Origin of the sequence: Enterobacter sp. 118C5 (genome assembly GCF_034107645.1) — a bacterium.
GTDB classification, from domain to species: domain Bacteria; phylum Pseudomonadota; class Gammaproteobacteria; order Enterobacterales; family Enterobacteriaceae; genus Enterobacter; species Enterobacter nematophilus.
Map to the genome: position 1 here is coordinate 73553 of NZ_JAWNEU010000014.1, position 23520 is coordinate 97072.

The following is a 23520-nucleotide window of genomic DNA, read 5'->3' on the forward strand; positions in this document are numbered from 1 at the left end:
GAGGTGAACTCCCCTTTTGGCGTTTATGCCGTCCGGCGGGTAAATTCTTTCACTTTGAAGCCCAGCACGGCGAGCGTGGCGAAATAGGCTACCACCCCAACGCCCACCACGGCCATCAGGCGCATCAGACGGTAAGGCATCGTGCCGAGGGACCACTCCGGCATGACGTACATCATCCCGATGAGTGCCGCAGACATCACCAGCACCGCCACAACCAAACGCGCGAGGAAACTTGCCCAGCCCGGCTGCGGCGTAAAGATATCCTGCTTGCGCAGCTGCCAATAAAGCAGCCCGGCATTCAGGCAGGCCGCCAGACCAATAGAGAGCGACAGGCCGGCATGCTTCAGCGGGCCGATAAATGCCAGGTTCATCAGCTGCGTCATAATCAGCGTCACAATGGCAATTTTCACCGGCGTTTTAATGTCCTGACGCGAATAGAACCCCGGCGCCAGCACTTTGACGACAATTAGCCCCATCAATCCCACCGAGTAAGCGACCAGCGCGCGCTGGGTCATCGCGGCGTCAAACGCGGTGAATTTACCGTACTGGAACAGCGACACCGTCAGCGGCTTGGCGAGGATCCCCAGCGCTACCGCGCTTGGCAGGGCCAGCAGGAAGCAGAGACGCAGGCCCCAGTCCATCAGGCGGCAGTATTCGTCATGGTTGCCGCTGGCAAAGCTTTTCGACAGCGACGGCAGCAGGATGGTCCCCAGCGCCACGCCCAGCACGCCGGACGGAAACTCCATCAGACGGTCAGCGTAGTACATCCACGAGACGGAACCCGACACCAGGAAAGAGGCAAAGATGGTGTTGATGATAAGCGAGATCTGGCTGACGGAGACGCCAAGAATGGCGGGCCCCATCTGCTTAATCACCCGCATAGCCCCGGCATCTTTAAGGTTGATGCGCGGCAGCACCAGCATGCCGATTTTCTTCAGATGCGGCAGCTGATACGCCAGCTGCAGCACCCCGCCCACGGTGACCGCCCAGGCCAGGGCCAGCACCGGCGGGTTGAAGTGCGGCGCGGCGAACAGCGCAAAACCGATCATGCTGACGTTGAGGAACGTCGGCGCAAACGCCGGAACGGAGAAGCGGTTCCAGGTGTTCAGGATCGCCCCCACCAGCGAGGCCAGCGAGATCAGCAGAATATAGGGGAAGGTAATGCGCAGAAGCTGCGAGGTGAGGGCAAATTTATCCGCCGTGTCGGCAAAGCCGGGTGCGGTCACCATAATTACCCAGGGCGCGGCCAGCATACCGACTACCGTCACCACGGCCAGCGCCAGCGTCAACAGCCCGGAGACATAAGAGACAAACACGCGCGTCGCGTCTTCACCCTGCTTGCTTTTATATTCCGCCAGAATGGGCACGAACGCCTGGGAGAACGCCCCTTCAGCAAAAATGCGACGCAGCAGGTTCGGCAGCTTGAACGCGACGAAAAAGGCGTCCGTTGCCATCCCTGCACCAAAGACCCTTGCCACAATGGCATCGCGCGCAAAACCGAGAACGCGAGAGAACATGGTCATCGAGCTGACGGCCGCCAGCGATTTTAATAAGTTCATTAACGTGAATTTCCAGAACCATACGGATTTATAGACCGGGTACGCGCAAGCGCCACCCGGCAAAGCCAACAAGCGGCGCTTAGTCTAACCCGATTTCAACGAATTACTATCCGCAGATGTTACAGCGAGTTATTCACTCATGGCATCGCGCCAGAGCCGCTCCACAATGCGCTGAGCCAGAATGGCCTGCTCGCCGGACGTTTCAGGAACCGTCTGATTTTGCACGCAGGTGATAAAGTGGCGGGCACATCCTGCGAAACCACGTTGCTCCAGAGTGCTTTGCCAGCCGGGGACCGGCTGCATCACCACGCCGCTGCCCTTCTCTTCCCGCCACTCGCGCATGTCGGTAACGTCGTACAGCGCGCCGTCGGTCACCGCCTGTACGGATTCCCGCTGGCTGCCCGCGCGGCGGTGCATGCTGGTGGTGACCTGAAGATGCTCAACGGCAAAATGGTGTTCCGCATACACCATCTGCCCCTGCTCGTTGGTGACGAGAGTGCCGCTTTTCAGCTGTGCATTGCCGTTAGTCAGCCACAGCGCTGTGTCCACTACGTGAAGGTAGTCATCGAGAAGGGTAAAGCGCAGATCGTTCGGACCCACGCTGTCGGTGCGGTGCTTGTCCATGCGCAGCGAGGCCATATTGCCGGACTGCGCCTTCAGCTGCTGGTAAAGCGGCGCGAAGCGGCGGTTGAAACCGACCATCAGCGTCAGTTTTTTACGGGCCGCCAGCTCAATCAGCCGTTCGGCGTCCTGAACATTTTCCGCCAGCGGTTTATCCACGCAGACGTGAACGCCCGCATTGAGCAGCTCGCTCACTACCTGATAGTGGGTTGCCGTTGAGGTATGCACAAATACCGCATCGCACTCGCGGGCCAGATCCTGAAGCGATGCCGCATACGGGATACGCCAGGTTTCGCAGATACGTTCTGCCTTTTCTCGGGTAGGTGACCATGCCCCTTGCAGCGTCCAGTCAGACGCGGCGCCCAGTACGGGCAGCCAGGCTTTCTGCGCAATACCGCCGAGCCCCACCACGCCAATGCGTAATTTTTTCACCGTTAGTCTCCCAAATGTGCCAGCAGTGCATCCAGCCGCTGTTTCAGCCCGGCCACCTCGTCTTCCAGCGCCTCTACGCGCGCGGCAAGGTCGTCACGGGTTGCAGGGCCCGATTCCGTCGCCACGCTTGTGGCGTCAACATCGCCGCTGAAGAGATGCATATAGCGGCTCTCACGTTTGCCCGGCTCGCGCGCCAGGCGCACCACGTAAGGGCCATCCTCACGCGCGGCCAGCCCTTCCAGGGTCTGCTCGACTTCCTGCATGTCGCTGAACTCATGCATTCGGGAAGCGCGCGTTCGCAGTTCCCCCGGCGTTTGCGCCCCGCGCAGCAGCAGCGTGGTAATGACCGCCACTTCCGCGCTGCTCAGCTTCAGGTCGCCAAATTCGGAGTTACAGAAGCGCTGCTCGTATTTGGTCACGCGGTTGCCGAAGCCGCTGACGGTGCGCAGATAGTGGCGCTTCACCAGCGCATCCAGCACGTCCTGAACCTCATGCTCGCTGAGGTTCATCACCGGCTCGCGGTTGGTCTTCTGGTTACAGGCCATGGTCACGGCGTTGACAGAGAGCGGATACTGCTCCGGCGTGGTGACCTGTTTTTCGAGTAAGCACCCAATCACGCGCGCTTCCGTACCGTTTAGCTGATATTTCATCTTTTCTCCTTAACGACCTGCGGTCCAGTCACGGGTGGTTAATGCCGTCAGAACGTGGTCGCGCCACTCTCCGTCTATCAGCAGATAGTCTTTAGCGTACCCCTCTTTCTCGAACCCTAAACGCGCCAGCAAATTGCCGCTGCGCTGATTATGCGGCATGTAGTTCGCCATAATGCGATGGATATGCTGCGTGCGCTGCATATAGCGGATGGCTACCGTTAACGCCTCGTACATCAGCCCCTGCCCTTGCCATTTCTGGCCGATGGAGTACCCAAGGTAGCAGGCGTGAAACGATCCCCGCACCACGTTTGAAAAATTGGCGATCCCGATAATCTCTTTCTCTTCTGGATCCAGCAGCGCGAAATAAAACGCGCTGCCCTGCTTATGAAATTCAGCGATCATGCTGAGGCGCGCCTGCCAGCCGGAGGGGTAACAATGGCTCTCGTCCCGAACGGGTTCCCAGGGTTTTAAAAACTGGCGATTCTCGGCGTAATAATCCGCCAGACGCCAGGCATCACGCTCATGCACAAGACGAACGACCAGCCTGTCCGTTGTCAGACGCACTTTTGGCACATTACTGCGATAGCCAAACATCAATACCACTCCTTCCCGTCACTTCAGCTTACCCATTAGCTTTACTATACCTGCGCCTGTGCCGTCTGTGAAAACAGTGACATACCATTTTGACCTCTTTTCACATTTTTCGATGAGAACTCTCTATCAAAGCACCGTTTTGATAAAAAAATATTGTCGCGCCCGGGGGTGGGAAAAAACGCGGCGACACCGCAGAATGTTAGCGTGCTCACCTTCTTATTTTCCCTGGAGGGAAAATGTCCCGCGTATCACAGGCCAGGAGCCTGGGTAAATATTTCCTGCTCGTCGATAACATGCTGGTCGTGCTCGGCTTTTTTGTCGTGTTCCCCCTCATCTCGATCCGCTTTGTCGATCAAATGGGCTGGGCGGCATTGATGGTCGGTATTGCGCTGGGGCTACGTCAGTTTGTCCAGCAGGGTCTGGGCGTCTTTGGCGGCGCGATCGCTGACCGCTTTGGCGCTAAACCGATGATCGTTACCGGTATGCTGCTCCGCGCGGCAGGCTTTGCCACGATGGCGGTTGCCCACGAGCCCTGGCTGCTGTGGTTCTCCTGCTTCCTCTCCGGTATCGGTGGCACCCTGTTTGACCCGCCGCGCACCGCGCTGGTGGTAAAGCTGATTCGTCCTCAGCACCGCGGCCGCTTCTTCTCCATTCTGATGATGCAGGACAGCGCCGGGGCGGTTGTTGGCGCCCTGCTGGGCAGCTGGCTGCTGCAGTACGATTTCCGTCTGGTTTGCGCGGCCGGGGCGGTGCTGTTTATTCTTTGCGCGCTGTTTAACGGCCTCTACCTTCCGGCCTGGAAGCTGTCGACGGTAAAAGCCCCGGTGCGCGAAGGGCTCGGACGCGTCCTGCGCGACAGGCGTTTTGTCACCTACGTGTTGACCCTGACCGGCTATTACATGCTGGCCGTACAGGTGATGCTGATGCTGCCAATCATGGTGAACGATATTGCGGGCACGCCTGCTGCCGTAAAATGGATGTACGCCATCGAAGCCTGCCTGTCGTTAACGCTGCTCTACCCGATTGCCCGCTGGAGTGAACGACGTTTTCGCCTGGAGCATCGCCTGATGGCCGGGCTGTTTCTGATGACGCTGAGCATGATGCCGATCGGTCTGGTAAACACGCTTCAGCAGCTTTTTACGCTGATCTGCACCTTCTACATCGGCTCCATCATTGCCGAGCCCGCCCGCGAAACGCTGAGCGCCTCGCTTGCGGATGCGCGTGCGCGGGGCAGCTATATGGGCTTCAGCCGCCTGGGTTTGGCCTTTGGCGGTGCGCTGGGTTACGCCGGCGGCGGCTGGCTGTTCGATGCCGGCAAAGCGCTGAACCAGCCGGAGCTCCCCTGGATGATGCTCGGCGTGGTGGGTGTCATGACGCTCCTCGCCCTGTGGTGGCAGTTCAGCCAGAAGCGCAGCGCGAGCGGCATGCTCGAGCCCGGCGCGTAGACCTTCCCTCCGGCGGGAGAAAACTCCCGCCTCACTTCTCAGTATTTTCTGCTGGTTTATGCCATTTCACACTGACATACTTGCGAAACAGGACAGAAGCGCCGATTTTTCGTTGAGGAACACTATGAAGAAAATTGTCATTGCCGCCGCATTTATTGTCAGCGGACTGCTGGTGGGCTGTAACCAGCTTACGCAATATACCGTCAGTGAGCAGGAAATTAATCAGGCGCTGGAAAAACATAACAATTTCTCTAAAGACATTGGCGTGCCGGGGCTGGCCGATGCCCACATCGTGCTCACCAATCTCACCAGCCAGATTGGTCGCGAAGAGCCGAATAAAGTCACTCTGGCAGGCGATGCCGCGCTTGATATGACCTCCCTTTTTGGCAATCAGAAAGCCAACATCAAGCTCAAGCTGAAGGCGCTTCCCGTTTTCAACAAAGAGAAGGGGGCGATATTCCTGCAGGAGATGGAAGTGGTCGATGCGCAGGTTTCGCCGGACAAAATGGCACCGGTACTGCAAACCCTGATGCCCTATCTTAACCAGTCGCTGCGAAACTACTTTAACCAGCAGCCGGCGTACGTCTTAAGCGAAGACAAAAGCAAGGGTGAAGCTCTCGCGAAGAAATACGCAAAAGGGATAGAGGTGAAGCCGGGAGAGATCGTTATTCCCTTCACCGATTAACCTGAAGGGCGCTGCGGCGCCCTTTTTTTTACGGAAAAGTGTGCAAACGAAAACGTTTCCGCTTATGATTTGTGTCCGGCAAAAACAGCCATCCTTATGACTGATTCCTGACAAGCCGGAGCTTCCATGACTGCACAACCCCAGGTTCTTAAAATCCGCCGCCCAGACGACTGGCATATCCATCTGCGTGATGGCGATATGCTGAAAACCGTCGTGCCCTATACCAGTGAAATTTATGGCCGCGCGATTGTCATGCCAAACCTGGTTCCGCCAGTCACCACCGTCGATGCAGCGGTTGCCTACCGCCAGCGCATTCTGGATGCCGTTCCGGCGGGACATGATTTCACCCCGTTGATGACCTGCTACCTGACCGATTCACTGGATCCGAACGAAGTGGAACGCGGGTTTAACGAAGGCGTATTTACGGCGGCGAAACTCTACCCGGCGAATGCCACCACCAACTCCAGCCACGGCGTCACCAGCATTGATGCCATCATGCCGGTGCTGGAGCGCATGCAGAAGCTGGGCATGCCGCTGCTGGTACACGGCGAAGTAACGCATGCAGAGATTGACATCTTCGACCGTGAAGCCCGTTTTATCGAGACCGTGATGGAGCCCCTGCGCCAGCGCCTGCCGGCGCTTAAGGTGGTCTTTGAGCATATCACCACCAAAGATGCGGCAGAGTATGTTCGCGACGGTAATGAGCTGATCGCTGCGACCATCACTCCGCAGCATCTGATGTTTAACCGTAACCATATGCTGGTGGGCGGGGTGCGCCCTCACCTGTACTGCCTGCCGATCCTCAAGCGCAACGTTCACCAGCAGGCGCTGCGCGAGCTGGTCGCCAGCGGATTCACGCGTGCGTTCCTGGGCACGGACTCCGCGCCTCACGCCCGCCATCGTAAAGAGGCTAGCTGCGGCTGCGCGGGCTGTTTCAACGCCCCAACGGCGCTTGCCAGCTATGCAACCGTATTTGAAGAGATGGACGCGCTGGAGCATTTCGAAGCGTTCTGCTCCCTCAACGGCCCGCGCTTCTACGGCCTGACGGTCAATGACACCTTCATTGAACTGGAGCGCAAAGCGAGCCAGGTTGAGGAGTCTATCGCGCTAACGGATGACACGCTGATCCCCTTCCTGGCAGGTGAAACCGTAAGCTGGACGGTAAAACGCTAAAAAATCAACGCCCCTTGTTGTCAAACCGACAATATGCCTGTATAAATAAACAGTATATTACACAGGGGGCATTTATGCGTATTGAAGTCACCATAGCCAAAACTACCGTTCTGCCTGCCGGCGCGCTTGACGCTCTGGCAGGCGAATTATCCCGTCGTATTAACAACACCTTTCCCGACAACGCTGGCGCCGTAACGGTGCGCTACGCCGCAGCGAACAACCTCTCCGTTATGGGTGCCGCAAAAGAAGACAAAGATCGCATCAGCGAAATCCTGCAGGAAACGTGGGAAAGCGCAGACGACTGGTTCATTACCGATTAACACTGCTCCCTCATTGTGTTTTTTGCCGGGTCGCCCCGGCTTTTTTTTGCCTGTAATTTCGATAATTCAAATTAATTCAGCGTCTTCTTAAAAAATCGTGAACGAGATGGTGTTTTATTGTTCGAACAATCCTAAAAAGCAGAAAAATGTGTTGCTACCTGTTTATTTTTCCCGTTGGAACCCTTATTACTTGGTATACTGAAGAAGCTTTCAGAAAAACATGCATTGAACCTCAGAGCCGTTGTCTTCTAACACGCATTTAGGGGGTTATAATGGAAAAGAATAACGAAGTCATCCAGACCCATCCGCTTGTAGGCTGGGATATCAGTACCGTAGATAGCTACGATGCGCTGATGCTGCGTTTGCACTACCAGACCCCAAATCAACTCAACCGTGACGAAGCGGAAGTTGGACAGACGCTGTGGCTAACAACAGACGTCGCCCGTCAGTTTATTTCTATTTTAGAGGCAGGCATTGCAAAAATAGAATCTGGCGACTATCAGGAAAATGAGTATAAACGGCACTAACCGTATGCCCACTTTTCACTCAACAGGCACCCTCGCGGTGCCTTATTTATTTCCCGCTTGTTTGCGCCCGCGTTGTTAATTACTCTGCTAACAAACCGTAAGTTTACGAGATGCATATGAGATACGACTTAATCATTATTGGTAGCGGCTCCGTTGGTTCGGCCGCCGGTTATTACGCAACGCAGGCAGGGCTAAACGTCCTGATGATTGACGCCCACCTGCCGCCTCACAGCGAAGGTAGCCATCATGGCGACACCCGCCTCATTCGTCATGCCTACGGCGAGGGGGAGCGCTACGTACCGCTGGTGCTTCGCGCCCAGACGCTTTGGGACGAGCTGGCGAAACAGACTGAAGAGCGCATTTTTGAGCGCACGGGAGTCATCAACCTCGGTCCGGCCCGTTCAGAATTTCTCGCCAACGTCGAACGCAGCGCGAAAGCCTTTAATCTTGACGTTGATAAGCTGGACGCGACGGCCATTACCTCGCGCTGGCCTGAAATTACCGTCCCGGAGGATTATATCGGCCTCTTTGAAGCCAACTCCGGCGTACTGCACTGTGAAACGGCGATCAAAACCTGGATCGATCTGGCTGCCAAAGCGGGCTGCGCGCAGCTGTTCAATTGCCCCGTAGAGGCCATTACGCATGATGCAAACGGCGTTACGGTGAAAACCGTAGACGGGGACTATTCAGCTTCCCGCCTGCTTATTAGCGCAGGAACCTGGGTTACCCGCCTTCTCCCGGACCTGCCGATCCAGCCGGTGCGCAAGGTCTTCTCCTGGTTCCAGTCGGACGGGCGTTACAGCGCGCAAAATAAATTCCCGGCGTTTACCGGCGAGTTAGCCAACGGCGATCAGTTCTACGGTTTCCCTTCCGAAAAGGACGCCCTCAAGATTGGAAAACATAACGGCGGGCAGGTCATCTCCTCACCGGAGGAGCGCAAACCGTTTGGCGCCTGCCCGCAGGACGGTTCAGAAGCCTTCTCGTTCCTGCGCAATATTCTCCCGGGCGTCGGTGGCCTGCTTTATGGCGCGGCCTGCACCTATGACAACACGCCGGATGAAGACTTTATCATTGATACGCTGCCGGGCCATGACAACACCCTGCTGATTACCGGGCTGAGCGGCCACGGCTTTAAGTTCGCTTCGGTGCTGGGTGAAATCGCCGCGCAGTTTGCCCAGGGTATCACGTCGCAGTTTGATCTGACGCCGTTCTCACTCTCGCGTTTTAACGGATAATCGGCCACGGGCTCCGGCGGTATCGGGGCCCGTTTTCTTCGTACTCAACCGTGGGGCGTTATGCGCAGGATCGTGGATTTCCTCATCAATAACATTCGCGAGCACTTTATGCTCTATATCTTATTGTGGGCGGTGCTCGCTATCTTTGATGTTATTTACATTGTGTTTTATTGAAAGCGACAGTTGACGTTAACTGACGTTACTTTATGTTTATTTAAGCTTTTTTCTTCTGCTAAATACGTCTTGCACGAAGCCATTGAATTAATCTTGCGGTTCCTTTTCAAAATCGCTGAAATAAATAAAATAAAAATCAATAGTCAATTTTTTCAGTTGCAATATCCCGCCTTCCCGTTCATTTTTAACTTTCGGTTAATTTGAAAATGGACATTCTGATGCAATTGCGTAACTCCTCCCGGCGCTACGGAATAATATCCATAAGCTTGCACTGGATATTTGCCATTGCCGTCTATGGTATGTTCGGACTTGGACTCTGGATGGTCACGCTCAGCTATTACGATGGCTGGTATCATCAGGCACCCGAGCTGCATAAAAGCATCGGGGTTCTGCTGATGCTGGGCCTGGTGTTTCGCGTGATCTGGCGACATATTTCTCCACCGCCCGCGCCGCTAAAGACGTACGGTAAAATAACCCGGGTCAGCGCCGTCGCCGCGCATATTGCGCTCTACGCGCTGCTCTTTGCCATTCTGATCAGCGGCTATCTCATTTCAACGGCAGACGGCAAACCGATTAGCGTTTTTGGCCTGTTCGAGGTTCCGGCAACGCTCAGCGATGCCGGGGCTCAGGCCGACACGGCAGGCGTCGTTCACCTCTGGCTTGCCTGGAGCGTGGTGATCCTGTCCGTACTGCACGGGCTCGCCGCCCTTAAACACCACTTTATTGATAAAGACGATACGCTTAAGCGCATGCTTGGCCGCTCGTCAGTTGACTCTGGAGCATAAAATGAAAAAACACCTGCTGGGTATCGCCCTTGGATCTCTGTTATTCACCGCCGGTTCTGCCGTGGCGGCTGACTATAAAATTGATAAAGAGGGCCAGCACGCTTTCGTCAATTTCCGCATTCAGCACCTGGGATACAGCTGGCTGTACGGCACCTTTAAAGATTTCGACGGCACATTTACTTTTGACGAGAAAAATCCTGCGGCAGATAAAGTCAATGTGACCATTAATACGAACAGCGTCGACACGAACCATGCTGAGCGCGATAAACACCTGCGCAGCGCAGAGTTCCTGAATGTCACAAAATTCCCACAGGCCACCTTCGCCTCTACGGAAGTGAAAAAAGACGGTGATAAGTTGGCTATTACCGGTAACCTCACGCTGAATGGCGTAACCAAACCCGTTACTCTGGATGCGAAATTGATCGGTCAGGGCGACGATCCGTGGGGCGGCAAACGCGCAGGTTTTGAAGCGGCGGGTAAAATTCACCTGAAAGATTTTAATATCACAACGGATTTAGGCCCGGCGTCTCAGGACGTTGAGCTGGTTATTTCCGTTGAGGGTGTGCAGCAGAAGTCGTAATAGATTCGCCCGGCAGGCTTTCGCCGTGCCGGGCGTTATTATCATTCCGGGTCAGGAATTCCCAGTTTGGTATTCAGACGGCCGCGTGATTTATTAAAAATCTTATTGCCGTTTTCACGCCCTGCGCGACGACGTCGCTGCTCTTCTTCCGGCAGGACGCTCTCTTCGCTGCACAGCTCGCTACAGCAGCCGTTAAACTTCTCGGCACAGGCCGGACACTGGATAAACAGCAGGTGGCAACCGTCGTTTTTGCAGTTGGTGTGGGTATCGCACGGCGCGCCGCACTGATGGCAGTGGGCAATCACGTCTTCTGAAATGCGCTCGCCCATGCGCTCGTCAAAGACGAAGTTTTTACCGATAAAGCGTACCGGTAAGCCCTGCTCGCGGGCGCGGCGGGCGTACTCGATAATACCGCCTTCAATGTGCCAGACCTTGTTGAACCCATTGTGCTTCATCCACGCGCTGGCCTTCTCGCAGCGGATACCGCCGGTGCAGTACATAACGATTTTTTTATCCTTATGCTCCTGCATCATCTCCACCGCTTTAGGCAGCTGCTCGCGGAAGGTATCGGCCGGAATCTCCATCGCGTTTTCGAAATGCCCCACTTCGTACTCGTAGTGGTTACGCATATCAATGAACACGGCATCCGGATCGTCCAGCATCGCATTCACTTCAGCGGCCTTCAGATATTCGCCGACGTCCGCCGGGTTAAAATCAGGATCGTCAATACCGTCCGCCACGATGCGTTCGCGCACCTTCATGCGCAGCACCCAGAACGATTTTCCGTCGTCATCCAGGGCAATGTTCAGGCGTAAGCCGTTAAGGGCCGGATCGAAGTTATAAAGCGCGTCGCGGAACGCATTCACTTTGCTTTCCGGGACGCTAATCTGCGCGTTAATGCCTTCGCGGGCAAGATAGACGCGCCCGAAAACGTTCAGCGCCGTGAAGGCCTGATAAAGCGCATCGCGGGTCGCCTGCGGATCGTCAATGGTAAAGTATTTGTAGAAGGAGATGGTCGTGCGCGGTTCGGTTTCAGCCAACATGCGCGCCTTTAACATCTCATTCGAAACGCGGTTGTGTAACACTGGCATGGTGTACAAGTCCTGCAATCGTCAGAGAGAATCAAAATCGGTCGGCATCATATAGCAAACAAAACCAATTTACATCCACACAATTTACGCTACATTTCACACACCCTGATGAATCAGGCTTAACAATTACTGCGGTCGTGCAGGTTTCGACGGCAGATATTTTGGCTATGTCTCAAAAAATGCGACAATAGCGAAACAGGACGTTTGAACACAGGAAAGACATGACCCAGTTACCAAAATTTACCGTCGCCCTTTTGCACCCCCGCTATTGGATGACCTGGCTTGGCATTGGCTTTTTATGGCTACTGGTACAGCTTCCCTACCCTGTTATCTTCCGGTTAGGTAAATCATTAGGCCGACTCGCGCAAACGTTTATGAAGCGCCGCGCCCGCATCGCGTATCGTAACCTTGAGCTGTGCTTTCCGCAGATGAGCGAGGCAGAGCGCCATGATATGGTTTCGAAGAATTTCGAATCCGTCGGCATGGGTCTTATGGAGACCGGCATGGCGTGGTTCTGGTCGGACAAACGCATGGCCCGCTGGAGCAAGGTTACAGGCACCGGCATGGAGCCGGTGCATACGCTTCAGGCCAATCAGACCGGCGTGCTGCTGATCGGCGTCCATTTTCTGACGCTCGAAATCGGGGCGCGTATGTTTGGCATGCAGGCGCCCGGCATCGGGGTTTATCGTCCTAACGACAACCCGGTTATCGATCTCATCCAGACCAACGGCCGCATGCGCTCCAACAAAAGCATGATCGACCGTAAGGATCTGAAGGGCATGATCCGCGCGCTGAAGTCCGGTGAAGTGGTCTGGTATGCCCCCGATCACGACTATGGCCCACAGGCCAGCGTCTTTGTCCCCTTCTTCGCCGTCGACGAGGCCGCCACCACGACCGGCACCTGGATGCTGGCGCGGATGTCCAAGGCCGCCATCGTTCCCTTTGTTCCCCGCCGTATGCCGGATGGCTCAGGCTACGAGCTGATGATGCTTGAGCCGGAACTCGCGCCGCCGCTGGAAGATGCGGAAACCACCGCGCGCTGGATGAACGGCGTTGTGGAGAAGTGCATCATGCTGGCGCCCGAGCAGTATATGTGGCTGCATCGCCGCTTTAAAACGCGGCCAGAAGGCACACCGTCCCGCTATTAATCCTCATGCGGCCTTCAGGGCCGCATGCTGTTTTAGCTTTAAAAGCTCCCCCTCATTGCGGCAATCATAACCCAGGCGCATAATTAGCAGGCTTATTACTTCATGCTTCAGGTGCTCTGCACCTCACTATGCGGATTGTTATGTCACCCTCAGATGCCCCCATAAACTGGAAGCGTAACCTCACGGTTGCGTGGCTTGGCTGTTTTCTTACCGGCGCGGCGTTTAGCCTGGTCATGCCTTTCCTGCCGCTCTACGTCGAACAGCTGGGCGTGACGGGCCACGGCGCGCTCAACATGTGGTCTGGCCTGGTATTCAGCATCACGTTTCTCTTTTCCGCCATTGCCTCGCCCTTCTGGGGCGGCCTTGCCGACCGTAAGGGACGTAAAATTATGCTGCTGCGCTCAGCGCTGGGAATGGCGATTATCATGGCGCTGATGGGCGTGGCGCAGAACGTCTGGCAGTTCCTGATATTGCGCGCATTGCTGGGCTTGCTGGGCGGATTTATTCCCAACGCGAATGCCCTGATCGCCACGCAAATTCCTCGCCATAAGAGCGGCTGGGCGCTTGGCACGCTCTCAACCGGCGGCGTGAGCGGTGCCCTGCTGGGGCCGCTGGCGGGGGGATTACTGGCGGATAACTACGGCCTGCGCCCGGTCTTTTTCATCACCGCCAGCGTGTTGTTCCTGTGCTTTATCGTCACCCTGGTCTGCATTCGTGAAAAATTTACGCCCGTCGCCAAAAAAGAGATGCTCCATGCCAGAGACGTGCTGACCTCGCTTAAAAACCCCAGACTGGTGCTGAGCCTGTTCGTAACGACATTAATCATTCAGGTGGCAACCGGATCGATTGCCCCTATTCTGACGCTGTACGTTCGCGACCTCGCGGGTAACGTCAGCAATATTGCGTTTATCAGCGGGCTGATTGCCTCCGTGCCCGGCGTGGCGGCGCTGCTTAGTGCGCCGCGGCTGGGGAAGCTGGGGGACCGCGTGGGTCCGGAGAAGATCCTAATCTGTGCGCTGGTCATCTCCGTCCTGCTGCTTATCCCCATGTCGATGGTGCACTCTCCGTGGCAGCTGGGCGTGCTTCGCTTTTTGCTGGGCGCCGCCGACGGGGCGTTGCTGCCCGCGGTGCAGACCCTGCTGGTCTACAACTCCACGAACCAGATTGCCGGGCGTATCTTTAGCTATAACCAGTCGTTTCGCGATATCGGCAACGTCACCGGACCGCTTCTCGGGGCGGGTATTTCCGCCAGCTTCGGTTTTCGCGCCGTCTTTATCGTGACGGCTGGCGTGGTGCTGTTCAACGCGATTTACTCGTGGTTCAGTTTATCCCGCGCGCTACGGCCGGTGACGGAATAAGAAGAAAGCCTGACGGCTTATTTTCGCATTCATACTTGCAGAATCTGATATTCAGCTATTCTTTCCCTGAAACCTTCTGGAAAACAGGGAGACACCAATGACCATGTACGCCACGCTGGAAGAAGCTATTGATGCCGCTCGTGAAGAGTTCCTTGCCGATAATCCCGGCGTTGAGGAAGAAGATGCTGACGTGCAACAACTTAATATCCAAAAATATGTTCTGCAGGATGGGGATATTATGTGGCAGGCCGAATTCTTTGCCGATGAAGGCGAAGAAGGGGAATGTTTGCCGGTCCTGAGCGGTGCAGGTGCGCAGGCCGTGTTTGATGGCGACTATGATGAAATCGAGTTACGCCAGGAATGGCTGGAGGAGAATACGCTGCACGAGTGGGATGAGGGCGAATTTCAGCTCGAGCCACCGCTGGATACGGAAGAAGGTCAAACCGCAGCCGATGAATGGGACGAGCGTTAATTTTCGCTACTCGTACGGGCCGTGGCTGGCATCGATGGGCAGCAACAGCGTGTCGAAAATCAGCGAGAACGGCAGATCGAGCACCGTCAGGTAGCGCCATGCGGAATCACGGACATCCCATTTCACGCCCGGGTAGTACTGGTTGCCGTGGCCCTGACCTGGAATGGTGCGGCTGATGATGCTGCCGCAGCCGCTTAGCAGGCATGCCATCATGACGACGATGATTATTTTCATCAGTAACCTCTAAAAAAATACCGGCCTCGCAGCCGGTATTTTATTTGGCGGGTGGCGCTTTGCTTAACCGCTTACTTCGCCTTCAGCGCCAGCGGGTTCAGCTTCAGCTCTTTGTAGTAGTTCACCCATGAAGAGTACTTCTCCGGAGCGGACCATACGCGATAGTGAAGCCTTGCCATCGTGACCGGATCGCTCAGCAGCACCAGACGGCGGTCGCGGTTGAGTTTTTCCGGGGTCTCGTTAAGCGCCTGCTCAACGTGACGATCGCGGGCAATCTCCAGCACCTGGCTTGCGCGGTGGCGCGCGGTGGCCATCGCCGTCGCTAGAGCGTTGAATGACGGATTAAACACGGCGTGCATAAAGCCATCGTCCAGCGTGCGGTTGCGGTTCTGTTCCAGATAGGTATCGGTATCCACCAGCACCTGCGGCGGGGAATACTCTTCCGGGATCAGGAACAGTTTCCAGCGTTTGGTACGCAGCCCCACCGTTGAACGGCTGGAGATCACGGACACAAACGGCGACAGGATCAGCGAGAAGACAATCGGCGCCAGCCAGAACAGGAAGCGCAGATCCAGCCAGGCCATTCCGGCTGCCCACACCAGACCCAGCAGCAGCTGAGAGCCGTGGCGCATGAAGGCTTCACTCCACGGCGTGGAGTCGTCATCACGCTGCGGTGAGTTCCAGACCACTTCCCAGCCCAGGAACGCACTGACCACAAACACGGTGTGGAACAGCATACGCACCGGCGCCAGCAGCACGGAGAACAGCACTTCCAGCAGCAGTGAAAGGGTCACGCGGAAGAACCCGCCGTACTCTTTCGAGCCTTTGCACCAGATCAGGATGATACTGAGCAGCTTAGGCAGGAACAGCAGCACCATGGTGGAAGCAAACAGCGCAATCGCCAGCTCCGGACGCCACTGCGGCCACACCGGGAACAGCTGGCGCGGTTGCAGGAAGTATTGCGGCTCCGTCAGGGCATGGACGACCTGCAGCGCAGTGGAGAGCGCGAGGAACATAAACCACAGCGGTGCGGAGAGATAGGACATCACGCCCGTCAGGAACACCGCACGGTGAACCGGGTGCATCCCTTTTACGAGGAACAGGCGGAAGTTCATCAGGTTACCGTGACACCAGCGGCGGTCACGCTTGAGCTCGTCCAGCAGGTTCGGCGGCAGCTCTTCGTACGATCCCGGCAGGTCGTAGGCAATCCAGACGCCCCAGCCAGCACGACGCATCAGCGCAGCTTCCACGAAGTCATGCGACAGAATTGAACCGGCAAACGAACCCTCGCCCGGCAGCGGCGCCAGCGCACAGTGTTCGATGAACGGCTTCACGCGGATAATGGCGTTGTGGCCCCAGTAGTGCGACTCACCCAGCTGCCAGAAGTGCAGACCGGCGGTAAACAGCGGGCCGTAAACACGGGTGGCGAACTGCTGGCAGCGCGCGTACAGGGTGTCCATACCGGACGCTTTTGGCGAAGACTGAATGATGCCCGCGTTCGGGTTAGCTTCCATCAGACGCACCAGACCGCTCAGGCAGTCACCGCTCATGACGGAGTCAGCATCCAGCACAACCATATAGCTGTACTGGTTACCCCAGCGGCGGCAGAAGTCATCGATGTTGCCGCTTTTGCGCTTCACGCGACGGCGGCGGCGGCGGTAGAAGATCTGCCCTTCGCCCTGCACTTCCGCAATCAGCTCCATCCAGGCTTTTTGCTCTGCAACGCAGATATCCGGGTTGTAACTGTCGCTCAGGATGTAAACGTCGAAATGTTCCGCGTTACCGGTCGCCTTCACGGACTCCCAGGTTGCACGCAGCCCCGCAAATACACGGTCAACGTCTTCGTTACAGATAGGCATAATCAGCGCGGTGCGGTGCTCGGGATTGAGGGGTTCATCCCCGACCGTTGACGCCGAAATGCTGTACTTGTCCCGTCCCATCAGCAGCTGAAGGAAGCCCATCAGCGCGGTCCAGAAACCGGCCGACACCCAGCAGAAGAGAACCGCGAACAGCAGGAGAATGCCGCTTTGCAGAATGTACGGCAGCAGCTGCATGAAGGAGACCCAGAGATCCTGGCCCATCATGTCAGTCGGGTTGATAAACGCCCAGCCCTGGTAAGGCAGAATGGTTTTCATGTACCAGGTCGCGACAACCGTCTGCGCCAGCGTCAGAAGCAGCAGGATATAGCGGCGAATTGTCCCCACGGTACGCCATTTCTGTTCGGAGGCCTGCTCTTCTTTCGTCAGGCGCGACAGATAGCGCGGCGTGACGTCACGTCCGCGCAGGCGATCCCAGAAGCGGCCAACCGGGTTGGTGCGCCATGGATCGGGGAACATTGAGGAACGCGTCGCCTTCGGCATTGCCTGAAGCTGATCGCGTCCTTCGTCGTCTTTAATCAACTGCCCTTCTGCCAGCGAGTCTGGCCAGGCCTGCTCCAGACGCGCCTTGACTGACCCCAGCGGCGTATCATCATCACGGGAAAACTGACGATGTTCGCCATCCAGCGCGGTATGAACCGCGCGGATGTCGCTCTTAGGCAGCGCCGCTTTTTCGATATCCGTCAGCGGCATGGCATCAATATATTCAGATGTATTATTCATTGGCAGGTAGCTGGTAGCTCCAGGTTTCACTCAGCGGCTGATCTTCACTGACCAGCGCAGCACGCATTTCAGTGGTCTGTTTCGGATCTTTCACTTTCACGCGCAGGGTCAGACGCCAGCCTTTGGTTACCGGGTTGTAACGCACGGTGTTCTCTACGATTTCACCGTTGTCACCGATGCTGGCCTGGGCCGACACCGCAGTATCCGGAGCCAGTTTCTTCATATCCTGACCGGTGAAGTCCACGACAAACGCTACCGTACCGTCAGGCTGACGGATCAGGTTAGACTGCTTCACGTCACCCGTAGAGCGGCGAGTCTGCGTCACATACGCGTTATCCGGCGCATGCAGCTTATCTTCGTCGCGGCTGAAGGTAATGGTGTACTTGAAGTTCATCTCTTTACCGGCTTCCGGCAGCTGATCCGGCGTCCAGTATGCGACGATGTTGTCGTTGGTTTCGTCGTTGGTTGGAATTTCAACCAGCTCTACCTTGCCTTTACCCCAGTCACCTTTCGGCGTAACCCAGGCGCTTGGACGCAGGTCATAGCGGTCGTCGAGATCTTCAAAGCGAGAGAACTGACGGCCACGTTGCAGCAGGCCAAAGCCCTGCGGATTTTCCATCGCAAAGCTGCTAACCGCCAGATGTTTCGGGTTATTCAGCGGACGCCAGATCCACTCACCGTTACCGGCATGAATAGACAGACCGTTGGAGTCATGCAGTTCCGGGCGGAAGTTGGTTGCCGGAGACGGCTGGTTCGGCCCGAACAGGAACATACTGGTCAGCGGCGCAACGCCCAGTTTGCCCACTTTGTCTCGCAGGTAAACCTTAGACTGCACGTCAACAACCGTGTCACGACCCGGCATAATCACAAAGCGATAGGCACCGGTTGCACGCGGAGAGTCGAGCAGCGCATAAATAGTCAGACGTTTGTCCGTTGGTTTTGGACGTTCAATCCAGAACTCGCGGAAACGCGGGAACTCTTCACCTGATGGCAGCGCGGTATCAATAGCCAGACCGCGCGCAGAAAGCCCGTACACCTGCCCCGCGCCAATCACGCGGAAGTAGCTGGCGCCAAGCATGCTGACGATTTCGTCGTTTTTATCTTTGCTGTTGATCGGATAAAGGACTTTGAAGCCTGCGAAGCCCAGGTCTTTCACCGTATCTTTGTCGTGTTGCACATTGCCAAAATTGAAGTAATCCGGGCTGTACTTGATCTTGCGTACCGCGGTTGCCGTCACTTCATTGATGGCAACAGGCGTGTCGAAGTACATACCCTGATGATAAAATTCAAGCTTGAACGGGGTTTTAATGTTGTTCCAGTACGCTTTATCGTGGTTGAACTGGATCTGCTGATAGTCCGCATACTTCATGTCGCGGAAAACGGAGGGCAAGTTACTTTTCGGCGCTTCGTAGCTCTTGCCTGCCATCGATTTTGCCTGTTTTGCGACATCGTCGATGTTAAAGGCCAGTGCCGATGAGGTATACAGTGATAACACCACTGCAGCACCCAACCAACGCATTTTCATCATCTGTGGTTTATGTTTCATAATAAGTAAGCACTTCCCCCTTTGTGTGCTTATATCGATCCGATCCATTTTAATGGAAACTCAGGCAATCCGACAACATAATCACTGCTTTGTTCAGCTGCTGGCTCATGGATTAAGCAAATGAAAGAACCCGCTATTCACTTTGCGTGCTTATCCTGGAGACAGTGTGTCGGTCTTGGTGTAGGGTTGGCTTCGAATGTAACCATTATGAGCCTTAGGGATAAGGCGAAAAGTCTGAGAATGCACAACGTTATATGAGCACAACACCGATACAACGGGAATATTTCCTCGACTCGATCCGGGCATGGCTGATGCTATTGGGGATCCCCTTTCATATTTCACTGATTTACTCCAGCCACACGTGGCATGTTAATAGCCAGATGCCCTCCTGGTGGCTGACGCTGTTTAATGACTTTATTCACGCCTTCCGCATGCAGGTGTTTTTTGTTATATCCGGCTATTTTTCGTACATGCTTTTTTTACGCTATCCGCTTAAGCGCTGGTGGAAAGTGCGCGTGGAGCGCGTAGGTATTCCCATGTTAACCGCCATCCCGCTGCTGACGCTGCCGCAGTTCATTATGCTGCAGTACGTTAAGGGCAAGGCGGAGAACTGGCCGAATCTCTCGCTGTATGAAAAGTACAACACGCTGGTCTGGGAGCTGGTGTCTCACCTCTGGTTCCTGCTGGTTCTGGTGGTGCTGACCACGGTCAGTCTGGTGATTTTCAGCCGCCTGCGCCGTCATCTCAGCACGACAGCAGACGCTTTCTTCGCCAACGTCACGCTGGGCAAACTGTCGGTGCTCTTCTTACTGCTGGGGATCGCCTATGCCGCGGTGAGACGCACGCTGTTTATCATCTATCCACCGATACTGAGCGACGGCCTGTTCAATTTTGTGGTGATGCAGTCGCTGTTCTACATTCCATTCTTTTTAATTGGCGCACTGGCCTTTATCCATCCGAAGCTTAAAGCGCTGTTTACCACCCCGTCACCGTGGTGCGCGGTGGGTGCGGCCATCGCCTTCGTGGCCTACCTGCTGAACCAGCGCTACGGAAGCGGCGACGCCTGGATGTATGAAACGGAAAGCGTGATTACCATGCTGCTGGGCCTGTGGATGGTGAACGTGGTGTTCGCGCTCGGCCACCGTTTGCTGAACTTTAAGTCCAGCCGCGTGACCTACTTCGTCAACGCCTCACTGTTTATCTATCTGGTGCACCACCCGCTGACGCTGTTCTTCGGGGCATACATCACGCCGCATATCGCATCCAACACGCTGGGCTTCTTTACCGGGCTGGTGTTTGTGGTGGGGATTGCCGTCGTACTCTATGAGATCCATCTGCGGATCCCTCTCCTGCGTTTCCTGTTTTCAGGAAAACCACAGCCGAAAGCCGCCTGAGCAGCGCGGCGCACTGAGTGCGCCGCCTTTACTTCAGCTTTCCAGCTCTTGTCTGCGCTGGGTCAGAAGCCGCTGATAAAGATGCGTGGTGTCTTCATCGAAGCAGACAAAAATCACCTTCTCTGGCAGCGGTTTGAGTGACAGATAACGGTAGACGGTATCTACAGCGATGGCCGCCGCGGCTGCCTTTGGATAACCATACACGCCGGTGCTGATGGCCGGAAAGGCCATCGTTTTAAAGCCGTTGTCGGCAGCAAGCCGCAGACAGTTCCGGTATGCCTCTTCCAGAAGGCTCGCTTCATGCTGGTCGCCACCATGCCACACGGGCCCGACGGCATGAATCACCGCTTTAGCAGGAAGGTTGCCCGCCAGCGTAATCACCGCATGGCCCGGAGGGCATTCACCCTGTTGCTGACGCACGATTTTACAGGCTTCCAGTAACTGTGGTCCGGCAGCCCGGTGAATAGCGCCGTCTACGCCTCCTCCCCCCATCAGGGAAGGATTGGCCGCATTGACGATGACGTCGACATGAACTGTCGTAATATCGCCATGAATAACTTCAATTTGCGGTTTCATAAAGCCCCTCTGCTGTCCGCTTTTTTATAAGTGTATCGCAGAGGGGTTATTGAGAAAAATGACAGGCATAAAACCGCGCCCACCGACGGGCGCGCACGGGTATTAACGGTACTGGATCTGAACAACCGCGAGCGTTTTTTCAGGATTCAGGTACGTCATATTGACTGTCGCAAGGCTTGAAGCCGTCGACTTGCCGTTCAGCGCATCGTCAAAACTGATCGTACGCGTTTGCATACGGTTTTTTTCCGGGCATGACAGCGCAAGCTGCCGCTGTTGCGGTGTGACTTCACAAGGGTCAGCAACGATTGCACCGCGAAAGTGAATAACACCACCTTCTGCAATAGTGGCTGAATAAGCTGGAGCGATAAAAGCAGAAACGAGCAGGCCCAGACCTGAAATAAGATGAGCAAAATAGTGGGTCACGATATGTACTCCTCAATGAAAATCGTCCATGAGGGGCAAACGCGCTTCATTATGCAAACGAAGGCTGACGTTACGGAACCTAACAACGCAGTTCCTGATAACAGCTTAGTTCAACGGCAAATATTCGCAATGTATTGATTTCATGAATATTTACAGCGCACCCCCGGCTGGCGACCACTGCTGTGATAAATGAAGCGCTTTTCCATCCGTGACGGTGACAACGATTTTTATCGTGTCTCCCGCAGAAATAGTTAAACTCAACCGCGTTAAATCAATCGGCTGATTAGCGGGTATAAAAAGGGTATTTTGCTGCCGCGAAGCACTTTGCCCGCTCTGCCCTTCCTTCAAGGTGTGGATATGAACCTGACAATCACACGGTTCCGTCAAAATGACCTGCGGAATAATGGTCGTCATATTTCCCTGCTGTGACGTTTGAAAGGTTATCTGGCCGGAAAGCGCGGCAAGGAGAATGAAGGTATTCATGTGGAACTCCCGAAAAAAAACAGGGCATCGGCCCTGTTTTTTTGTAGTACAGATTTCAGTATCAGTACTGATGCGCCGTCGCGTGGTTACCAAAGCCGATCTGGGTAACGTTGACGGTGGAGTTAGACGCCGTCTGGTCTACGAGCGCACCGTTAAGGCCGCCGTACTGGCTAACATTCATAACGGATTTTTTGCTGTTCCACTGATCGAGTGTCGCACTGTTGCCGAAACCGTTCTGGGTCAGGTTGATTTTACTGTCGTCAGAACCCTGACCGACATCAGCCCCGTTACCGCCACCGGTCTGGCTAATATTGAGAACGGAATTTCTGGCATCGGTCTGCAACGCCAGCGCGGAGTTACCGCCACCGTTCTGATAAATATTCAGGGTTGAATTTGGACCACTGTTTCCGCCCTGACCATGACCGTGTCCATGACCCCATCCGCCCTGATTAATCATACCAGCCATAGCACTACCAGAAACTACGATTGCTGCAAGTGCTGCCACTTTGATAAATTTCATGGTAAACCCCCATCGGATTGATTAACGTCGCCGCGAAATAGCTAGCGCTGAATAACGCGAATTGCCATCTGCGACTGTTTCTGCACTACAACTGCGGTTTTCTGCGTACCGTACTGCGTAATATTTGCTCTATTACCCGACCCTTTCTGGATAATTTTCGCACTATTACCATATCCATCCTGCGTAATACCTGCATCGTTCCCGTTACCGCTCTGATCGATCCAGGCAATATTGTAAGTCCCTGATTGATCAACTCTCGCTCTGTTGCCTGCCCCATCCTGGGAAATGACGGACAAGAGTTTCGATCCTTCCTGGCGAAGCTGAGCGTCATTAAATACGCCCTGTTGACCAATAATGGCTGCCTGATTTAATGATGAATGACTTAATTCATTAACCGCAAAATTATATTCAGCGTTTGCTAAATCTGAATTCGCTGCGGTTACAAATCCAGGCGCACCCAGTAATGTAAACATCAAAAATAACGATGTGTTTTTCATGTTGTCACCCTGGATCCGGCTACCTGAAAACACTCTGATCGTATTTCGTATTAAACGGCTCGTTTTTGTTAACGCGTCGTTACGGTGAAGAGTATGTCCGTTGAAACATTTTAAATATCTCACCCGCGCGGCTTATTTTTATTTTTCAGCTCACCACAAAGTTGTAATTTGCACCATAAAAGGCATTACACAGGCCGGTTTTATTTTTTATAAAAATATTTATGCGTGACATGTTGTACAACGACGAGAAAGCCGTCCATGCCCCTCCCCGCGTTGTTTAAGCGTAACGAAAGGATGACATTTTCTTCAGTGCGTGACACAAGGCGAGTTTTCTTAAGCCAGAAAAACCAGAACGGCATGACTTAGAAAGTATCAGTCACTCATACCTGGATACAAGC

At 55.0% G+C, this 23520-nt stretch carries 26 protein-coding genes; 13 read left to right on the forward strand and 13 right to left on the reverse strand.

Features of this window, described 5'->3' with window-relative positions; translation table 11 throughout:
* Positions 1–23: 23 nt before the first annotated feature.
* The 4 genes from murJ to rimJ form a co-directional block, all read right to left on the reverse strand.
* On the reverse strand, positions 24–1559 hold the full coding sequence (gene murJ / locus UTO39_RS18915) for a murein biosynthesis integral membrane protein MurJ (protein ID WP_061098582.1): 1536 nt from the start codon (positions 1557–1559) through the stop codon (positions 24–26).
* Positions 1560–1688: 129 nt separating this feature from the next.
* Positions 1689–2612, reverse strand: a complete 924-nt coding sequence (locus UTO39_RS18920; RefSeq protein ID WP_320727804.1) for a Gfo/Idh/MocA family oxidoreductase — start codon at positions 2610–2612, stop codon at positions 1689–1691.
* A gap of 2 nt (positions 2613–2614) precedes the next feature.
* Positions 2615–3262 carry a YceH family protein gene (locus tag UTO39_RS18925; protein WP_320727805.1) on the reverse strand — a complete coding sequence of 216 codons (648 nt, stop codon included), beginning with the start codon at positions 3260–3262 and terminating at the stop codon, positions 2615–2617.
* Positions 3263–3271: 9 nt separating this feature from the next.
* Positions 3272–3856, reverse strand: a complete 585-nt coding sequence (gene rimJ, locus UTO39_RS18930) for a ribosomal protein S5-alanine N-acetyltransferase (protein ID WP_013097146.1) — start codon at positions 3854–3856, stop codon at positions 3272–3274.
* 236 nt (positions 3857–4092) lie between these two features.
* On the opposite strand from rimJ, the gene mdtH reads away from it, so the two are divergent.
* The 9 genes from mdtH to UTO39_RS18975 all read left to right on the forward strand — a co-directional run bounded on the left by mdtH (position 4093) and on the right by UTO39_RS18975 (position 10780).
* Positions 4093–5301, forward strand: coding sequence for a multidrug efflux MFS transporter MdtH (mdtH, locus tag UTO39_RS18935; protein ID WP_061098586.1), 1209 nt, complete (start codon positions 4093–4095; stop codon positions 5299–5301).
* A gap of 124 nt (positions 5302–5425) precedes the next feature.
* The gene (locus UTO39_RS18940) at positions 5426–5986 is read left to right on the forward strand and encodes a lipoprotein (RefSeq protein ID WP_061098587.1); all 561 of its coding nucleotides are present in this window, start codon (positions 5426–5428) and stop codon (positions 5984–5986) included.
* 126 nt (positions 5987–6112) lie between these two features.
* Positions 6113–7159, forward strand: a complete 1047-nt coding sequence (pyrC, locus tag UTO39_RS18945) for a dihydroorotase (RefSeq protein ID WP_320727806.1) — start codon at positions 6113–6115, stop codon at positions 7157–7159.
* 74 nt (positions 7160–7233) lie between these two features.
* Positions 7234–7479: a DNA damage-inducible protein I gene (gene dinI / locus UTO39_RS18950; RefSeq protein ID WP_028012694.1), complete on the forward strand. Its 246-nt coding sequence runs from the start codon at positions 7234–7236 to the stop codon at positions 7477–7479.
* A 272-nt stretch (positions 7480–7751) separates the two neighbouring features.
* Positions 7752–8006, forward strand: a complete 255-nt coding sequence (gene bssS / locus UTO39_RS18955) for a biofilm formation regulator BssS (protein WP_023299782.1) — start codon at positions 7752–7754, stop codon at positions 8004–8006.
* A gap of 116 nt (positions 8007–8122) precedes the next feature.
* Positions 8123–9241: an N-methyl-L-tryptophan oxidase gene (gene solA / locus UTO39_RS18960; protein ID WP_320727807.1), complete on the forward strand. Its 1119-nt coding sequence runs from the start codon at positions 8123–8125 to the stop codon at positions 9239–9241.
* Between the two features lie 60 nt (positions 9242–9301).
* A complete protein-coding gene (locus UTO39_RS18965) occupies positions 9302–9415 on the forward strand; it encodes a YceO family protein (RefSeq protein ID WP_320727808.1) in 114 nt (37 codons plus the stop codon).
* Between the two features lie 218 nt (positions 9416–9633).
* A complete protein-coding gene (locus UTO39_RS18970; RefSeq protein ID WP_061098590.1) occupies positions 9634–10200 on the forward strand; it encodes a cytochrome b in 567 nt (188 codons plus the stop codon).
* 1 nt (position 10201) lies between these two features.
* On the forward strand, positions 10202–10780 hold the full coding sequence (locus UTO39_RS18975; RefSeq protein WP_320727809.1) for a YceI family protein: 579 nt from the start codon (positions 10202–10204) through the stop codon (positions 10778–10780).
* A 41-nt stretch (positions 10781–10821) separates the two neighbouring features.
* On the opposite strand, the gene UTO39_RS18980 is transcribed toward UTO39_RS18975, so the two are convergent.
* The gene (locus UTO39_RS18980; protein ID WP_266178316.1) at positions 10822–11871 is read right to left on the reverse strand and encodes a rhodanese-related sulfurtransferase; all 1050 of its coding nucleotides are present in this window, start codon (positions 11869–11871) and stop codon (positions 10822–10824) included.
* A gap of 221 nt (positions 11872–12092) precedes the next feature.
* On the opposite strand from UTO39_RS18980, the gene UTO39_RS18985 reads away from it, so the two are divergent.
* The 3 genes from UTO39_RS18985 (at position 12093) to UTO39_RS18995 (ending at position 14849) form a co-directional block, all read left to right on the forward strand.
* On the forward strand, positions 12093–13019 hold the full coding sequence (locus UTO39_RS18985; RefSeq protein ID WP_061098593.1) for a Kdo(2)-lipid IV(A) acyltransferase: 927 nt from the start codon (positions 12093–12095) through the stop codon (positions 13017–13019).
* 140 nt (positions 13020–13159) lie between these two features.
* Complete coding sequence (gene mdtG / locus UTO39_RS18990; protein WP_253541535.1) at positions 13160–14377, forward strand: multidrug efflux MFS transporter MdtG; 1218 nt, start codon at positions 13160–13162, stop codon at positions 14375–14377.
* Positions 14378–14474: 97 nt separating this feature from the next.
* On the forward strand, positions 14475–14849 hold the full coding sequence (locus tag UTO39_RS18995; protein WP_028012687.1) for a MysB family protein: 375 nt from the start codon (positions 14475–14477) through the stop codon (positions 14847–14849).
* Positions 14850–14855: 6 nt separating this feature from the next.
* On the opposite strand, the gene UTO39_RS19000 is transcribed toward UTO39_RS18995, so the two are convergent.
* The 3 genes from UTO39_RS19000 to mdoG all read right to left on the reverse strand — a co-directional run bounded on the left by UTO39_RS19000 (position 14856) and on the right by mdoG (position 19229).
* Complete coding sequence (locus UTO39_RS19000; RefSeq protein WP_013097162.1) at positions 14856–15083, reverse strand: YceK/YidQ family lipoprotein; 228 nt, start codon at positions 15081–15083, stop codon at positions 14856–14858.
* Between the two features lie 71 nt (positions 15084–15154).
* Positions 15155–17683 (reverse strand): glucans biosynthesis glucosyltransferase MdoH, encoded by a 2529-nt coding sequence (gene mdoH / locus UTO39_RS19005; protein WP_151413171.1) that lies wholly within the window; start codon positions 17681–17683, stop codon positions 15155–15157.
* On the reverse strand, positions 17676–19229 hold the full coding sequence (gene mdoG, locus UTO39_RS19010; RefSeq protein WP_116340716.1) for a glucans biosynthesis protein MdoG: 1554 nt from the start codon (positions 19227–19229) through the stop codon (positions 17676–17678). The genes mdoH and mdoG overlap by 8 nt, the downstream gene beginning before the upstream one ends.
* 254 nt (positions 19230–19483) lie before the next feature.
* On the opposite strand from mdoG, the gene mdoC reads away from it, so the two are divergent.
* Positions 19484–20623 carry a glucans biosynthesis protein MdoC gene (mdoC, locus tag UTO39_RS19015; protein WP_266178317.1) on the forward strand — a complete coding sequence of 380 codons (1140 nt, stop codon included), beginning with the start codon at positions 19484–19486 and terminating at the stop codon, positions 20621–20623.
* Between the two features lie 33 nt (positions 20624–20656).
* On the opposite strand, the gene ymdB is transcribed toward mdoC, so the two are convergent.
* The 5 genes from ymdB to csgB all read right to left on the reverse strand — a co-directional run bounded on the left by ymdB (position 20657) and on the right by csgB (position 23122).
* On the reverse strand, positions 20657–21199 hold the full coding sequence (ymdB, locus tag UTO39_RS19020; RefSeq protein WP_151413168.1) for an O-acetyl-ADP-ribose deacetylase: 543 nt from the start codon (positions 21197–21199) through the stop codon (positions 20657–20659).
* 102 nt (positions 21200–21301) lie between these two features.
* On the reverse strand, positions 21302–21622 hold the full coding sequence (locus UTO39_RS19025; RefSeq protein ID WP_061098599.1) for a hypothetical protein: 321 nt from the start codon (positions 21620–21622) through the stop codon (positions 21302–21304).
* 150 nt (positions 21623–21772) lie between these two features.
* Positions 21773–22105: a curli assembly chaperone CsgC gene (gene csgC, locus UTO39_RS19030; protein ID WP_320727810.1), complete on the reverse strand. Its 333-nt coding sequence runs from the start codon at positions 22103–22105 to the stop codon at positions 21773–21775.
* Between the two features lie 61 nt (positions 22106–22166).
* Positions 22167–22625 carry a curli major subunit CsgA gene (csgA, locus tag UTO39_RS19035; RefSeq protein ID WP_028012680.1) on the reverse strand — a complete coding sequence of 153 codons (459 nt, stop codon included), beginning with the start codon at positions 22623–22625 and terminating at the stop codon, positions 22167–22169.
* Between the two features lie 41 nt (positions 22626–22666).
* The gene (gene csgB, locus UTO39_RS19040) at positions 22667–23122 is read right to left on the reverse strand and encodes a curli minor subunit CsgB (RefSeq protein ID WP_061098601.1); all 456 of its coding nucleotides are present in this window, start codon (positions 23120–23122) and stop codon (positions 22667–22669) included.
* Between the last annotated feature and the right edge of the window lie 398 nt (positions 23123–23520).

Bases quoted from the DNA above. Each gene is read 5' to 3' on its own strand.
- murJ (WP_061098582.1), bottom strand. From the start codon at position 1,559: ATGAACTTATTAAAATCGCTGGCGGCCGTCAGCTCGATGACCATGTTC.
- UTO39_RS18925 (WP_320727805.1), bottom strand. From the start codon at position 3,262: ATGAAATATCAGCTAAACGGTACGGAAGCGCGCGTGATTGGGTGCTTA.
- rimJ (WP_013097146.1), bottom strand. From the start codon at position 3,856: ATGTTTGGCTATCGCAGTAATGTGCCAAAAGTGCGTCTGACAACGGAC.
- mdtH (WP_061098586.1), top strand. From the start codon at position 4,093: ATGTCCCGCGTATCACAGGCCAGGAGCCTGGGTAAATATTTCCTGCTC.
- UTO39_RS18940 (WP_061098587.1), top strand. From the start codon at position 5,426: ATGAAGAAAATTGTCATTGCCGCCGCATTTATTGTCAGCGGACTGCTG.
- pyrC (WP_320727806.1), top strand. From the start codon at position 6,113: ATGACTGCACAACCCCAGGTTCTTAAAATCCGCCGCCCAGACGACTGG.
- dinI (WP_028012694.1), top strand. From the start codon at position 7,234: ATGCGTATTGAAGTCACCATAGCCAAAACTACCGTTCTGCCTGCCGGC.
- bssS (WP_023299782.1), top strand. From the start codon at position 7,752: ATGGAAAAGAATAACGAAGTCATCCAGACCCATCCGCTTGTAGGCTGG.
- solA (WP_320727807.1), top strand. From the start codon at position 8,123: ATGAGATACGACTTAATCATTATTGGTAGCGGCTCCGTTGGTTCGGCC.
- UTO39_RS18965 (WP_320727808.1), top strand. From the start codon at position 9,302: ATGCGCAGGATCGTGGATTTCCTCATCAATAACATTCGCGAGCACTTT.
- UTO39_RS18970 (WP_061098590.1), top strand. From the start codon at position 9,634: ATGCAATTGCGTAACTCCTCCCGGCGCTACGGAATAATATCCATAAGC.
- UTO39_RS18975 (WP_320727809.1), top strand. From the start codon at position 10,202: ATGAAAAAACACCTGCTGGGTATCGCCCTTGGATCTCTGTTATTCACC.
- UTO39_RS18980 (WP_266178316.1), bottom strand. From the start codon at position 11,871: ATGCCAGTGTTACACAACCGCGTTTCGAATGAGATGTTAAAGGCGCGC.
- UTO39_RS18985 (WP_061098593.1), top strand. From the start codon at position 12,093: ATGACCCAGTTACCAAAATTTACCGTCGCCCTTTTGCACCCCCGCTAT.
- mdtG (WP_253541535.1), top strand. From the start codon at position 13,160: ATGTCACCCTCAGATGCCCCCATAAACTGGAAGCGTAACCTCACGGTT.
- UTO39_RS18995 (WP_028012687.1), top strand. From the start codon at position 14,475: ATGACCATGTACGCCACGCTGGAAGAAGCTATTGATGCCGCTCGTGAA.
- UTO39_RS19000 (WP_013097162.1), bottom strand. From the start codon at position 15,083: ATGAAAATAATCATCGTCGTCATGATGGCATGCCTGCTAAGCGGCTGC.
- mdoH (WP_151413171.1), bottom strand. From the start codon at position 17,683: ATGAATAATACATCTGAATATATTGATGCCATGCCGCTGACGGATATC.
- mdoG (WP_116340716.1), bottom strand. From the start codon at position 19,229: ATGAAACATAAACCACAGATGATGAAAATGCGTTGGTTGGGTGCTGCA.
- mdoC (WP_266178317.1), top strand. From the start codon at position 19,484: ATGAGCACAACACCGATACAACGGGAATATTTCCTCGACTCGATCCGG.
- ymdB (WP_151413168.1), bottom strand. From the start codon at position 21,199: ATGAAACCGCAAATTGAAGTTATTCATGGCGATATTACGACAGTTCAT.
- csgC (WP_320727810.1), bottom strand. From the start codon at position 22,105: ATGAATACCTTCATTCTCCTTGCCGCGCTTTCCGGCCAGATAACCTTT.
- csgA (WP_028012680.1), bottom strand. From the start codon at position 22,625: ATGAAATTTATCAAAGTGGCAGCACTTGCAGCAATCGTAGTTTCTGGT.
- csgB (WP_061098601.1), bottom strand. From the start codon at position 23,122: ATGAAAAACACATCGTTATTTTTGATGTTTACATTACTGGGTGCGCCT.